Raw genomic sequence first — 12,966 nt, forward strand, 5'->3', positions numbered from 1 at the left:
CCCCCGAGCTCAGGCGCCGGGCTCGGCCGGCACGTCTTCGGCGTCGATGATCCGGTAGGAGTAGCCCTGCTCGGCCAGGAACCGCTGCCGGTGCTGGGCGAACTCGGCGTCCACCGTGTCGCGGGAGACGACCGCGTAGAAGCGGGCCGACTTGCCCTCCTGGGGCCGCAGCAGCCGGCCGAGACGCTGGGCCTCCTCCTGCCGGGAGCCGAAGGCGCCCGAGACCTGGATGGCCACCTGGGCCGAGGGCAGGTCGACGGAGAAGTTGGCCACCTTGCTGACCACCAGCAGGTCGATCTCGCCCTCGCGGAAGGCCTGGTAGAGCTTCTCGCGCTGACGGGTGGTGGTCTCGCCCTTGATCACCGGTGCGTCCAGGCGGGCGGCCAGCTCGTCGAGCTGGTCCACGTACTGCCCGATCACCAGCCGCGGGACGCCCTCGTGGCGGCGGACCAGGTCCTCCACCACGGCCATCTTGGACTCCGCGGACGCGGCCAGCCGGTAGCGGACGTCCGGCTCGGCCATCGCGTAGGTCATCCGCTCGTCCTCGGCCAGGCTGACCCGCACCTCGACGCAGTCGGCGGGGGCGATCCAGCCCTGGGCCTCGATGTCCTTCCACGGCGCGTCGAAGCGCTTGGGGCCGATGAGGGAGAACACGTCCCCCTCGTGGCCGTCCTCGCGCACCAGCGTGGCGGTGAGCCCGAGGCGGCGGCGGGCCTGCAGGTCGGCGGTCATCCGGAAGACCGGCGCCGGCAGCAGGTGCACCTCGTCGTAGATCACCAGACCCCAGTCGCGGGCCTCGAACAGCTCCAGGTGCGGGTGGATCCCGTTCCGCTTGGTGGTGATGACCTGGTAGGTGGCGATGGTGACCGGCCGGATCTCCTTGCGGGCGCCGGAGTACTCACCGATCTCGTCCGCGGTGAGCGAGGTGCGCCGGATCAGCTCGTCGCGCCACTGCCGGGCCGAGACGGTGTTGGTGACCAGGATCAGCGTGGTGGCCGAGGCCTTGGCCATCGCGGCCGCGCCGACGATGGTCTTGCCCGCCCCGCAGGGGAGCACGACGACGCCCGAGCCGCCGGCCCAGAAGCCGTCGGCCGCCTGGGCCTGGTAGGGCCGCAGCTCCCAGCCGTCCTGGTCGAGCTCGATCGCGTGGGCCTCGCCGTCGACGTACCCGGCCAGGTCCTCGGCGGGCCAGCCGAGCTTGAGCAGGGTCTGCTTGAGGTGGCCGCGCTCGGAGGGGTGCACCGCGACCGTCTCGTCGTCGATGCGGGGGCCGAGCATGCCCTTGACCTTGGCGCTGCGGGTGACCTCGGTCAGCACGGCGCGGTCGGTGGAGACCAGCACCAGGTTGTGCACCGGGTCCTTCTCGATCCGCAGCCGGCCGTAGCGGTCCATGGTGTCGGCGATGTCGACCAGCAGGGCGCTGGGCACGGGGTAGCGGCTGAACTGCAGCAGGACGTCGACCACCTGCTCGGCGTCGTGGCCGGCGGCACGGGCGTTCCACAGCCCCAGCGGGGTCAGCCGGTAGGTGTGGATGTGCTCGGGGGCGCGCTCCAGCTCGGCGAAGGGCGCGATGGCGAGGCGGCACTCCTCGGCCTGCTCGTGGTCGACCTCGAGCAGGAGGGTGCGGTCGGACTGGACGACGAGGGGACCCGTCATGGGCGAGCGTTCGGGGTTCCGGGCATGGGGTCCATTCTGCCCGGGCAGTCAACGGTCAGCCCGGGGTGTCGTCCCGGGCGCCGACCACCCGAGCCAGCGGCACGGTGAACACCTGCCCGGAGGCGGCGTCGGCGAGCCGCACCGCGCCGGGGGAGACGTGCAGCGGCGTGGCCCGGCGGGTGGTGGACTCGCCCTCGGCGGTGACCAGGTCGACCACCACCGGGGTGCGGGCGGCGGCGGCCCGGGTGAGCACGTCCACCGCCGAGTCCACCGCCCGGGCCCGCGCCCGCCGGTCCGCCTCGCGGCCCAGCAGCAGCTCGGCCACCCGGACGGCGTCCACGGGCTCGGCGGGCGGCTCGGCCTCACCGCCGCCCTCGCGCGCCCGGGGAGGGGGCGGGGCGGTCAGCGCGGTGCCGGACGCGTCGGTGCCCACCGGCGCCAGGCCCACCTCCCGCAGCACCTGCACCACCTCGTCGGGCTCCGCGGTGGCGGCCAGCACGCCGGGGGCGACGGCGTGCAGCCCCAGCCGGGAGGCCTCCGGGCGGCCGAGCAGGCTGGCGGCCTGGGCGGGGTCGTCGCAGCGGACCACCGCCGAGGTCGGCATCACCTGGATGCTGCCGTGGCGGCGGGCGACGTCGGCGAGCAGGTAGCGCAGCGGCTGCGGCACACCGGTGGAGGAGTGCTCCTCCAGCCACCGCTCGATCTCGGCCAGCGCCCAGCCGGCGTCCAGCGCCCGGCGCAGGCTGCCCTCGGTGAAGCGGTAGACCCCGCCGCCGCCGCGGGACTCCTGCTCGGCCAGCAGGCGCATCGTCCGGTTGACCTCGGGCACCAGCGGGCCCGGGGCCACGGCGGTCAGGTCCGCCTGCACCACCAGCCGGTCCACCGGCTCGGGGAAGAGCTCCGCGAGCTCGTCGGGCAGCTCGGCCCCGGCGGCCACGCGCGCCAGCGGGGACACCGCGCCGAGCGCCGTCAGACCCGCCTGCTCGGCCTCGACCAGGACGTCGGCCACCAGCTCGGCCAGCGGGAGCCGCTCCGCCCAGGCCGGGTGGTGCCAGGCCACGACCTCGGTCAGCGGCTCCGGCGCGAGCCGACGCCCGACCGGCTGCCCGGCCAGCACGGCCAGGATCCCCTGGCGGATCTCGACCGCGCCGCGCAGCTCGCCGTCCGGTCCCAGCGGGTGGGCGCCGCCGCGGCTGCCGGCGCGCGGCCAGCGCCCGCTCGCCCGCCAGTGCCGGACCAGGTGCAGCCACCGGTCGGCGCCGGAGCCGCTGATCCAGCGGTCGTAGCGGGCGGTGGGCAGCAGCCGGGGGCCGTCGGGGCCCACCAGACCCGCCGCGGAGGCCCACTCCAGCAGCACCGCCGCCTGCTCCGGGGAGAGCGAGGCCCGGCGTCCCAGCGCCGCCACGTCGCGGGTGGAGACGCCGCCGTCGCGCAGCAGGTCGACGCTGCGCCGGTCGAGGTCGCCCACCAGCTGCTCGACGTCGTGGACCAGCGCCCACGCCGCCCCGGCCCCGGCGCGCTGCACCAGCCGCTCGGCCCGCGTCCCGCCGGCCAGCTCGGGCGCCCGGGTGGCGACCGGGTCGGGCACCAGCCGCCCGCCGCGCAGCACCAGGGCGACCTCGCGGGGCAGCACGACGGTCTCGGAGTCGGCCGGCCGCAGCAGACCGAGGGCGAGCAGCCGCTCGATCGGGCTGCGGGCCTCGGCCAGGGTCACCGCCCGGTCGGCGCGGCGCAGCGCGCCGGTCGGACGCTGCCACAGCAGCCGGTCGAGGATCGTCCGCTCCTCCTCGCCCACCTGCTGCAGCGCCTCCTGCACCGCCTCGGGGTCCATCGGTCGCGGTGAGACGGGCGCCAGCCCGGCCGGGTGGGGGCCGAAGACCTCCCGGACGGTGCGCACCAGGTGCAGCTCGTCGTCGCCGCCCCAGAGCAGGGCGCGGCTCCGCAGGTCCGAGACGGCCCGGGCCACGTCGGCGCGGGTGCCGGTGGCGAGCAGCTCGTGCACGGCACCGACGTCGACGCCGTCGGGGGCGGTGGCCAGCGCGAGGGCGACGAGCCGCTGCCAGGCGTCGAGCCGGTCGAGCGAGCGGGCGACGGAGGCCGGGGTCAGCGCCCGCTGGGCGAGCTCGGTCAGGTCGGCCGGCAGCGGGCGGGCCAGGTCCTCCCGGTGACGCAGCAGGGTGGCCAGGCCGTCGGGGGAGAGGGCGCCCAGCGCCTCTCCCAGGGTGCGGGGGGCCACCTCAGTCCCAGGAGCTGCGGTCGCGGCCCGAGGCCCCGCTCGGCTGCTCGGGCTCGCCGGCCTGGATGCTCAGGTAGGAGGCGATCGGGGCGAAGACCAGCATGACGAGGCAGACCAGCACCGCGGGCAGCTGCATCGCCTCCGACAGCCCGGAGAAGGAGAGGGTGTCGACGAACCCCATCAGCCCGCTGAGGCCGACCACCCCGAGCCCGATCCACAGCCCCGTCCGGAGCTGGCGCCGGCGGCGGGTCGCCAGCGCGGTGAGCGCCAGCGCGAGGGCGACGCAGAAGGGGGACAGCATCGGGATCAGGCCGCAGCCCAGCACCACCAGCAGGGGCACGCTGGTGCCCTGCACCACCTGACGGAGCAGGGTGCGGTCGTCCCGCGGTGCGGCCGGCGGGGCCCAGCTGGTGGGGGCGAACCACTGGTCGGTGCCGGGCGCGGGCATCGCGGGTCCCGGAGGTGCCGGCACGGGGACCTGGCCGGGACGCATGCCCTGGCCGACGGCGAAGGGCTGGTGCGGGTCGTGGCCCGGAGCGGGCGGGACGGCGACGGGCGGCCCCTGCGGCGGGCCCCACTGCTGCTGCGCCGCCGACCACTGGCTGGAGTGGGCGGCGGTCCACGCCGGCCCGGTGGCGGACTGCTCGGTCAGCGTCGAGGTGACCACGGCGAAGGCCTGGTGCGGGTCGCGGACGTCCTTGTCGCGGGGGACCAGGGTCTCCAGCGGGGCGACGTGCTGCGGCACCCGGAACTCGACGGGCGGCTGCAGCGGCGCCCCGGCCGACGGCTTCGCGGGCGGGACGGCCGTGCTCAGCGCGGGCGCCTGCTCCGGCGGCTGGAAGAGGTCAGGGCGCTGGTGGGGTGCGTACTCGGGTCCGTCCTCCCACGTCGCCATGGCGTCATCGTATCGCCGCCCGCCGCGCGTCACGCGGGCCGGAGCCAGCCCCTACGATGACCAGCGACACGTCGAGGGCCCCCGGAGGGGCGGAGGAGTGAACCTGTGGAGATCGTCATCTGCCCCGACGCCGACGAGGTGGGGCGGGTCGCCGCCGCCAAGGTCGCCCAGGTGTGCCGGGCCGCCGAGACGCCGGTGCTGGGTCTGGCCACCGGGTCCTCGCCGCTGGCGATCTACCGCCACCTGCAGGCGATGGTCGCCGACGGCCGGCTGGACCTGTCGGGCGCCAGCGCGTTCGCCCTGGACGAGTACGTGGGCCTGGACCCGGCCCATCCCGAGAGCTACCGCAGCGTCATCCACCGCACCGTCACCGAGCCGCTCGGGCTGGACCCGGCGCGGGTGCACGTCCCCGACGGTGCCGCAGACGACCTCGAGGAGGCGGCGGCTGCCTACGACCGGGCCATCCGCGACGCCGGCGGGGTGGACGTGCAGATCCTGGGCATCGGCAGCAACGGCCACATCGGATTCAACGAGCCGACCTCGTCCTTCGCCTCCCGCACCCGGATCAAGACCCTGGCCGAGCGCACCCGGCTGGACAACCAGCGCTTCTTCGACTCCCTCGAGGAGGTGCCGACCCACTGCCTGACGCAGGGGCTGGGCACCATCATGGAGGCCCGGCACGTGCTGCTCGTCGCCCAGGGCGCGAACAAGGCGCCCGCGGTCGCCGCCAGCGTGGAGGGCCCGGTCAGCTCGATGTGGCCGGCGAGCGTGCTGCAGTTCCACCAGCACGCCACCGTCGTCGTCGACGAGGAGGCCGCCGCCCAGCTGCAGCTGGCCGACTACTACCGCCACGTCTACGCCGGCAAGCCCGCCTGGCAGCGCTTCGCCTGATCTGGCGGCGGGTGGCGGTCTGCCGCTGCCCGACGGGGCGTCCCGCCCGGGTCAACGCCCGCCACACCCCGACACCCCGTCGGGCAGCGGCAGACCGCGTCTGTGCCCGGGTCAGGCTGCCGCGCTGGGCTTCACGGGGTGGAAGGGCTCAGGGCACCCGGACGATGTGCAGCTTCGGGGTCCAGTGGCCGCGGTGCAGGGCCAGCCGGAGGTGGGCCTGGCGGGCCATCATCACGGCCAGCAGGGCGGTCACGACCAGGATGCTGAGCCCGCAGAGCACCAGCGCGGCGCGGGGGCCGAGGGCGTCGCTGAACCGGCCGACCAGCGGGCCCGCCACGGCCTGACCGCCGAGCAGGGCCATCGTGTAGACGCTCATGACCCGGCCGCGCACCTCGGGGGTGCAGGTCAGCTGGATCATCGAGTTGGCCCCGATCAGGAAGGTCATGGTCGCGATCCCGCAGGCGACCAGCAGCAGCGAGAACGCCCACTGCTGCTCGACCGCCGCCATCACGGCGAAGATCAGGCCCAGGGCGCCGAGACCGCCGGTCAGCGAGCGCAGCCGTGCGGTGGCGCTGCGGCGGGCCGACCAGATGCCGCCGATCAGCGCGCCGACCGCGTTCACCGTGGTGAGCAGGCTGTAGCCGGAGACCCCGGTGCCGAACTCGGTGTCGGCCATGGTGGCCAGCAGCACCGGCAGGTTGAAGGCGAACAGCCCGGCCAGCGCCACCAGGGCGATCGCCCAGAACACCTCGGAGGTGCGGACGATGTAGGCCAGCCCCTGGCGCAGGGCGCCCTTGGTCCGCTGCGGCGCCGGCATCACGAACCGCGGCTTGAGCGAGAAGATGATCGCGGCCACGGCCGAGCAGGCGAGCCCGTTGACGATGAAGGACCAGCCCTGGCCGACGGCGGTCACCAGCAGACCCGACAGCGCCGGGCCGACCACGCCGCTGAACTGGAAGGCGGTGCTGTTCAGGCTCACCGCGTTGCGGATCTGCGAGGGGGGCACCAGCTCGCTGACGAAGGCCTGGCGGGCCGGGCCGTCGACCACGACCACCACGCCGAGGGTCAGCGCGATGGCGTAGACGTGCCAGGCCTGGACCACGCCGGTGAGGGCGAGCACCCCGAGCAGCAGGGCCAGCGAGGCCGCGACCGCCTGGGTGATGACCAGCAGGGCCCGCTTGGGGAAGCGGTCGACCACCACGCCGCCCCACAGCCCGAGCAGCAGCATGGGGGCGAACTGCATGGCGACGACCAGACCGACCGCCGCTGCGGAGCCCGTCAGCTCGAGCACCAGCCAGTCCTGGGCGATGCGCTGCATCCACACCCCGGTGCTGCCGATGAGCTGGGCGGGGAGGAAGCGTCGGTATGAGGGTTCGGACAGTGCAGAGAAGGTGGCCGGAACACGGCGCACGACAATCACCTGGATCGATGGTCGAGAGGGCGGGCGACGGGGCGACGTTGCCCCGGAGTGGGAGAGAGGGCCCCTCGTGGGGGCACGTCAAGAGTACCCACCCGCTCCCCATAGACCGGGCGTATGCTGCTGATAAGTCCGATAAGGATCGGTGATGAATCGGTGGAACGACACTTCGACCCGGTGCTGCTGCGCACCTTCCTGGCCGTGGCCGGCAGCCTGAGCTTCACCCGGGCGGCCGCGGAGCTGGGCATCACCCAGCCGGCGGTCTCCCAGCAGATCCGCCGGCTGGAGCAGGCGGCGGGACGGCAGCTGATCAGCCGCGACACCCGCACCATCCGCCTCACCGACAACGGCGAGGCGATGGCCGGCTTCGCCCGCGCGATCCTCAGCGCGCAGGACGAGGCAGTCAGCTACTTCACCGGGTCGGCGATGTCGGGCCGCCTCCGCTTCGGCGCGGCCGACGAGCTGGCCCTCGGCGAGCTGCCCACCATCCTGCGCAACTTCCGCCAGCTCTACCCCCGCATCAACCTGGAGCTGACGGTCACCCAGAGCGGGAGCCTGCTGCGCCGGCTGCACAGCAACCACCTGGACCTGGTCTTCATCAACCAGGAGGCCGACACCCACCTCGGCCGGCTGGTGCGCCGCGACCGGCTGGTCTGGGTGGGGCTGGAGGGCTTCGAGATCGACCCGGACCAGCCGCTGCCACTGGTGACGTACCACGCGCCCAGCTTCGGCCGCTCGGCGGCGATCGGCGCGCTGACCGGCATCGGGCGGGCCTGGCGGATCACCTGCAACACCCGTCAGGTCAACGGCATCCTGGCCGCGGTCCGGGCCGGGCTGGGGGTCTGCGTGCTGGCCCAGAGCCGGGTGCCGCCGGACCTGCGCAACCTCACCGGGCGGCCCGGGCTGCCGCCGCTGCCCGACGTCGAGATGGCGCTGGTGGCCAACCCGCGCAGTGCCTCGGAGCCGGTGGAGGCGCTGAGCCGGGCCATCCAGGGCGTCCCGCTGGCCCCTATCGGGTGAGCTCCTTGCGGCCGCGCGCCTCGGCGGGGGAGAGGATGCCGTCGAGCACGAGGCTGGTCCCCACGCCCAGCAGCCAGACGTCCTTGGCGATGCCGAGACCGTCCGGGGTCGGGGCGAGGCTGCCCGGCTCGCGCAGCCCCGGGGTCTTCAGGTACAGCCCCATCAGCCCGCCGGAGAAGCCCGTGAGCAGCGCTCCCGCCAGCACCCGCGGCACGAAGGGCACCAGCAGTGCGAGCCCGGTGGTGATCTCCACCGTGGCCAGCAGCCGCAGGAAGGTGGTGGGGGCCAGCTTGGCCAGGAAGGGGTAGGTGCCGCTGGCCATGCCGTGCAGGCCCTGGGCGGTCTGCTCGTCGCCCTTCCACTTCTGCAGCCCCGAGTGCAGCACGAAGGCGCCGGTGGCCAGGCGCTCGGGAAGACGGCTCAGCAGCTGTCGTGCGTTCATCGTCGGTGCTCCGATCCCCGCGGGTGGACGTGGTGGCCGGGGACGCCCCGCGGGTCCCGGCGTTCTCCCGGAGGCTCCACGATGCCAGCCGCCGCCGACGGCGCGGCGGGCAGGTGCCGCGGAGTGGTTTCCGCGTTGCGCGTCTCGATAGGCTGGCACGGCCCGGCTGGACGGCAGGGTGGCGGTTGAGCTGAGTGAGGGTTGTTGTGCCTACTGGCAAGGTGCGTTTCTACGACGCCGAGAAGGGGTTCGGCTTCCTGTCCTCCGACCAGGGGGGCGACGTCTACGTGCGCGCGTCCGCGCTGCCGGCCGGGGTCACCAGCCTGAAGGCCGGTCAGAAGGTGGAGTTCGGCGTCATCGCCGGCCGCAAGGGCGAGCAGGCGCTGTCGGTGCGGCTGCTGGAGGAGCCGCCGTCGCTGTCCAAGGCCCAGCGCAAGTCCGCCGAGCAGATGGCCATCATCGTCGAGGACCTCATCAAGATGCTGGACGGGGTGGGCAACGGCTACCGCCGCGGCCGGCACCCCGACGCCCGCGTCGCGGCCAAGGTCGCCTCGGTGCTGCGCGCCGTCGCCGACGAGCTGGAGCTCTGAGCGCGTGGCCACCGCCATCCGCCGCGCCAAGCTCGACCAGCTCTGCGCCGAGGCCGTCGACCTCGCCCGTGAGGCCGCCGAGGCCGAGGCCGGCCCCGGTCAGATCGGCGAGCACCTGGGCGTGCAGGCCGAGGGCGACCGCGTCTGCAGCCACCTCTTCGCCTGCCTGCACCCCGGCTACCGGGGCTGGCGCTGGTCGGTGACCGTGGCCCGCGCCTCGCGGGCCAAGCGGGTCACCGTGGACGAGGTCGTGCTGCTCCCCAGCGAGGACGCCCTGCTGGCCCCGGCGTGGGTGCCGTGGTCGGAGCGGATCGAGCCCGGGGACGTCACCCCGGGCGTGGTCATGCCCACCCCGGACGACGACCCGCGGCTCGAGCCCGGCTACACCGGTGGTGAGGACGCGGCCGGCACCGACCCGGCCGAGGCGAGCATCACCCGGGCGCTGGTGGCCGAGCTGGGGCTGGGTCGTGAGCGCGTGCTGTCGCCGCAGGGACGTCAGGAGGCCGCCGAGCGGTGGCTGGCCGGCGAGGCCGGGCCGGACAACGAGTCCACCCGGCAGGCGCCCGGCAACTGCGTCAGCTGCGCCTACTTCGTCCGGCTGCAGGGCAGCCTCGGACGTCTCTTCGGCGCCTGCGCCAACGTCTGGTCGCCGCGTGACGGCGCGGTGGTCAGCGTGGACCACGGCTGCGGCGGGCACTCCGACGTGGTGGCCGAGCAGCGCGAGGCCGAGCTGCCGCCGCCGGTGTGGGAGACGGTGTCCTGGGAGGACCCCCTCTTCTCCTGAGACGGTGCCCCGCCCGGGGTTGTGTTAACGCTGTTAATGGTTAACATGGTTATCGATGACGAGCCAGACGGAGACCTCGAGCACGGAGCTCGCGCAGGGGATGCGCCGCAGCGTGATGAGGCTGGCCCGGCGGCTGCGGCAGATGCACGAGGAGAGCCTGGGGCTGACCCAGAACCAGCTGTCGCTGCTGGGGCTGCTGACGGGCTCGGGGCCGCGGTCGGTGGGAGAGCTGGCCGAGCTCGAGAAGGTGCAGCCGCCGGCGATCACCCGCACCGTCAAGGCGCTGGAGCAGCTGGGGCTGGTGCAGCGCTCGGCCGATCCCGACGACGGCCGCCGGGCCGTGGTCGAGGTGACGCCGCGGGGACGCGAGATCGTGCTGGCCGACCGTCGCCGGCGGGACCTCTGGCTGGTCGAGCGGCTGGGTGAGCTGACCCCGGCGGAGCGCGAGCTGCTGGGGCGGGCGTCGGTGCTGCTGCAGAGGCTGGCCGACTCGTGAGCATGTTCGCCGCGCTGCGGCTGCACAACTACCGCGTCTACCAGTCCGGCGCCTTCGTCTCCAACATCGGCACCTGGATGCAGCGGGTGGCCCAGGACTGGCTGGTGCTGGAGCTGTCAGGCGGCTCGGGTCTGGCGGTCGGGATCACCACCGCGCTGCAGTTCCTCCCGACGCTGGTGGTCTCGCCCTACGGCGGCGTGATCGCCGACCGGTTCGACAAGCGCGCCGTGCTGCGGTTCTCCCAGACCTGGATGGCCGTCTGCGCGCTGGTGCTGGGGCTGCTGGCGATCAACGGCGTGGCCACCACCGAGATGGTCTACGGGCTCGCCCTGCTGTTCGGCGTCGGCTCGGCGATCGACGTCCCGGCCCGGCAGTCGTTCGTCTCCGAGATGGTGCCGGGACCGCTGCTGCCCAACGCCATCGGGCTCAACGCGGCCACCTTCCACACCGCCCGCATCATCGGCCCGGCCGTCGCCGGCCTGGTGATCGCGGCCTTCGGCTCGGGCTGGGCGATCCTGTCCAACGCCGTCACCTACGTGGCGTTCCTGCTGGCCCTGTCGGCGATGGACGCCTCCCAGCTCACCCCCAGCGAGCGGACGGCGCGGGCGAAGGGCCAGATCCGGGAGGGGATGGCCTACGTGCGTGGTCGCAGCGACCTGCTGCTGGTGCTGTGCATCGCCTTCTGCGTGGGCACCTTCGGGATGAACTTCCAGCTCACCTCGGCGCTGATGGCCCAGCAGGAGTTCGGCAAGGGGGCCGAGGAGTACGGCATCCTGGGCACCTTCATGGCCTTCGGGTCGCTGGCCGGCGCCCTGCTGGCGGCCCGGCGGACCCGCGCGCCGCGGCTGCGGTTCGTGATCGGTGCCTCGGTCGTGTTCGGCCTGATGGAGATCGTGGCCGGGCTGATGCCGGGCTACTGGAGCTTCGCCGCCTTCCTGCCGCTGCTGGGGCTGTCCGCGCTGCTGGCCCTCACCGCGGCGAACGCCACCGTGCAGATGGGCAGCGACCCCACCCTGCGCGGCCGGGTGATGGCCCTCTACAGCATGGTGCTGATGGGCGGCACCCCGATCGGGGCCCCGGTGATCGGCTTCATCGGGGAGCACTTCGGGCCGCGGTGGACGCTGATCGGCGGCGGCGGGCTGGTGGTCGTGGGCGTGCTGCTGTCGGTGCTGCTGGTGGTGCGCAGCCGCCACATCCCCGTGCCCACCGCCCGCAACCTGCTCTCCCGCCCGGCCGGCTGAGCCCGGAGCGGCCCGCGTCCTCAGGCGGCGTGGACGAGGTCGACCTCGACCGGTGGGAGCGCCGGCGCCCGTTCCCGGTAGCGGGTGGGTGGTCGGTAGTGGCGCGCGGCCAGGTGGCCGTGCGACTTCATCCGGTGGTGGCGACGGCACAGCGAGCGCAGGTTGTCGGCGGCGGTGGGGCCACCCCGCCCCCAGGGTCGCTGGTGGTCGAGGTCGGTGCGGTCGGCCGGCACCTGGCAGCCGGCGACGCGGCAGAGACCATCACGCCACTGCAGGGCGGTGCGCAGGGCCTCCGGCGGCTGGTAGCCCAGGCTGGTGGTGTCCATGACCTCCCCGACCGGGTCGAGCACCAGGCGGCGGAAGAGCGTCGTCGGGGAGGCGGCCAGCTCTCGCACCCAGGCGGCCGGGACCGGCAGGCCGAGCCCGCGCACCACTCCCGGCCCGTCGGTGAGCCCGGCCAGGTCGGTGGCGTCGATGCTGATGGCCACCTCGGCGCGGACGTCGGGCCGGCTGCCGGGGCCGCCGGTGAGCCAGCAGCCGAGCAGGTCGGCGCGCTTCTGCTCCAGGGTGCGCTCGTCGCACTCGCCGGTCCCGGGGTCGACCGCCGGGAGCGCGCGGGCGGCGGAGCTCAGCCGGTGCTCGACGGCCACCGCGACCGGGGTGGGGAGGTAGGCGCTGACCCAGCTCATGGCGTCGTCGCCGTGGACCACCTCGACGCGCCGCCGGTCCCGCGCCGACGCGGCCGCAGCCGTGGTCTGCCCGGGCTCGAGCCGGGCGTGCCAGCGCCGCAACCAGACCCGCAGCTCCGCCGCGGTGTGGGAGGCCGCGTAGTCGACGGCGCGCCCGTCGAGCAGCTCCACCAGGGCGTCCGACTCCGCCCGGTCCAGGACCTGGGAGATGGTCCGGACCCGCTGGGCGTCGACGTCGCCCCGGCCGAAGGCGCGCCAGAGCGCCGGGAGGCGTCGTCGGACCCCGCGGGCGACCGACTCGACGACCTCGACGGCCAGCTCGGAGAGCCCGAGCGTCTGGGCGACGTCCAGCACCGCGCAGCCGCTGCCGGTGGCCCCGCGGTGCGGGGAGGGATCGGTCGCCTCGAGCTCGGCGCGGGCCTCGTCGAGGAAGCGCAGGACCTCGCACCACAGCACGAACTCCGCCCGCGCCGCGGCCCGGCGGGCCCGCGTCAGCCGACCGAGGTCGGGGCCGCAGCACCCCGACCCGACCGTCGGCTCCGTGGCGGGTTCCATGTCAGAGACGCTACGGGCAGGGTCTGACAGTTCCGGAGCCGACGCCGACCCGCC

Annotated in this window: 12 protein-coding genes; 6 read left to right on the plus strand and 6 right to left on the minus strand. The window is 74.6% G+C overall.

Annotated elements, in window-relative coordinates:
• Positions 1–9 precede the first annotated feature (9 nt).
• The 3 genes from GC722_RS11060 to GC722_RS11070 are packed head-to-tail and all read right to left on the minus strand — an operon-like array spanning position 10 to position 4,787.
• Positions 10–1,656, minus strand: a complete 1,647-nt coding sequence (locus GC722_RS11060; protein WP_156610124.1) for a DNA repair helicase XPB — start codon at positions 1,654–1,656, stop codon at positions 10–12.
• A gap of 55 nt (positions 1,657–1,711) precedes the next feature.
• Positions 1,712–3,892, minus strand: coding sequence for a helicase-associated domain-containing protein (locus GC722_RS11065; RefSeq protein WP_156610125.1), 2,181 nt, complete (start codon positions 3,890–3,892; stop codon positions 1,712–1,714).
• A gap of 1 nt (position 3,893) precedes the next feature.
• Positions 3,894–4,787, minus strand: a complete 894-nt coding sequence (locus GC722_RS11070) for a hypothetical protein (protein WP_156610126.1) — start codon at positions 4,785–4,787, stop codon at positions 3,894–3,896.
• 105 nt (positions 4,788–4,892) lie between these two features.
• Between GC722_RS11070 and nagB the strand changes: the two genes are divergently transcribed.
• On the plus strand, positions 4,893–5,678 hold the full coding sequence (gene nagB, locus GC722_RS11075; RefSeq protein WP_331714698.1) for a glucosamine-6-phosphate deaminase: 786 nt from the start codon (positions 4,893–4,895) through the stop codon (positions 5,676–5,678).
• Between the two features lie 148 nt (positions 5,679–5,826).
• Here the strand turns inward: nagB and GC722_RS11080 are convergent, their stop codons facing one another.
• Entirely contained in the window at positions 5,827–7,089 is a 1,263-nt protein-coding gene (locus GC722_RS11080) for an MFS transporter (protein WP_331714699.1), read from the minus strand.
• 162 nt (positions 7,090–7,251) lie between these two features.
• On the opposite strand from GC722_RS11080, the gene GC722_RS11085 reads away from it, so the two are divergent.
• Complete coding sequence (locus GC722_RS11085; RefSeq protein ID WP_331714700.1) at positions 7,252–8,115, plus strand: LysR substrate-binding domain-containing protein; 864 nt, start codon at positions 7,252–7,254, stop codon at positions 8,113–8,115.
• Here GC722_RS11085 and GC722_RS11090 read toward each other — a convergent pair.
• Positions 8,105–8,557, minus strand: a complete 453-nt coding sequence (locus GC722_RS11090) for a DoxX family membrane protein (protein ID WP_156610129.1) — start codon at positions 8,555–8,557, stop codon at positions 8,105–8,107. The genes GC722_RS11085 and GC722_RS11090 overlap by 11 nt on opposite strands.
• Before the next feature lie 206 nt (positions 8,558–8,763).
• Between GC722_RS11090 and GC722_RS11095 the strand changes: the two genes are divergently transcribed.
• The 4 genes from GC722_RS11095 to GC722_RS11110 are packed head-to-tail and all read left to right on the plus strand — an operon-like array spanning position 8,764 to position 11,668.
• Positions 8,764–9,147, plus strand: a complete 384-nt coding sequence (locus GC722_RS11095; protein ID WP_331714701.1) for a cold-shock protein — start codon at positions 8,764–8,766, stop codon at positions 9,145–9,147.
• A gap of 4 nt (positions 9,148–9,151) precedes the next feature.
• On the plus strand, positions 9,152–9,931 hold the full coding sequence (locus GC722_RS11100; RefSeq protein WP_331714702.1) for a DUF3027 domain-containing protein: 780 nt from the start codon (positions 9,152–9,154) through the stop codon (positions 9,929–9,931).
• 55 nt (positions 9,932–9,986) lie between these two features.
• On the plus strand, positions 9,987–10,427 hold the full coding sequence (locus GC722_RS11105) for a MarR family winged helix-turn-helix transcriptional regulator (RefSeq protein ID WP_156610132.1): 441 nt from the start codon (positions 9,987–9,989) through the stop codon (positions 10,425–10,427).
• Positions 10,428–10,429: 2 nt separating this feature from the next.
• Complete coding sequence (locus GC722_RS11110; RefSeq protein ID WP_156610515.1) at positions 10,430–11,668, plus strand: MFS transporter; 1,239 nt, start codon at positions 10,430–10,432, stop codon at positions 11,666–11,668.
• 20 nt (positions 11,669–11,688) lie between these two features.
• On the opposite strand, the gene GC722_RS11115 is transcribed toward GC722_RS11110, so the two are convergent.
• On the minus strand, positions 11,689–12,912 hold the full coding sequence (locus GC722_RS11115) for an HNH endonuclease signature motif containing protein (RefSeq protein ID WP_156610134.1): 1,224 nt from the start codon (positions 12,910–12,912) through the stop codon (positions 11,689–11,691).
• Positions 12,913–12,966 lie beyond the last annotated feature (54 nt).

The organism is Auraticoccus cholistanensis (assembly GCF_009742705.1).
Taxonomy (GTDB): domain Bacteria; phylum Actinomycetota; class Actinomycetes; order Propionibacteriales; family Propionibacteriaceae; genus Auraticoccus; species Auraticoccus cholistanensis.

Coding starts and splice junctions, on each gene's coding strand:
- GC722_RS11060 (WP_156610124.1), bottom strand. CDS start 1,656: ATGACGGGTCCCCTCGTCGTCCAGTCCGACCGCACCCTCCTGCTCGAG.
- GC722_RS11070 (WP_156610126.1), bottom strand. CDS start 4,787: ATGGCGACGTGGGAGGACGGACCCGAGTACGCACCCCACCAGCGCCCT.
- GC722_RS11090 (WP_156610129.1), bottom strand. CDS start 8,557: ATGAACGCACGACAGCTGCTGAGCCGTCTTCCCGAGCGCCTGGCCACC.
- GC722_RS11105 (WP_156610132.1), top strand. CDS start 9,987: ATGACGAGCCAGACGGAGACCTCGAGCACGGAGCTCGCGCAGGGGATG.
- GC722_RS11110 (WP_156610515.1), top strand. CDS start 10,430: ATGTTCGCCGCGCTGCGGCTGCACAACTACCGCGTCTACCAGTCCGGC.
- GC722_RS11115 (WP_156610134.1), bottom strand. CDS start 12,912: ATGGAACCCGCCACGGAGCCGACGGTCGGGTCGGGGTGCTGCGGCCCC.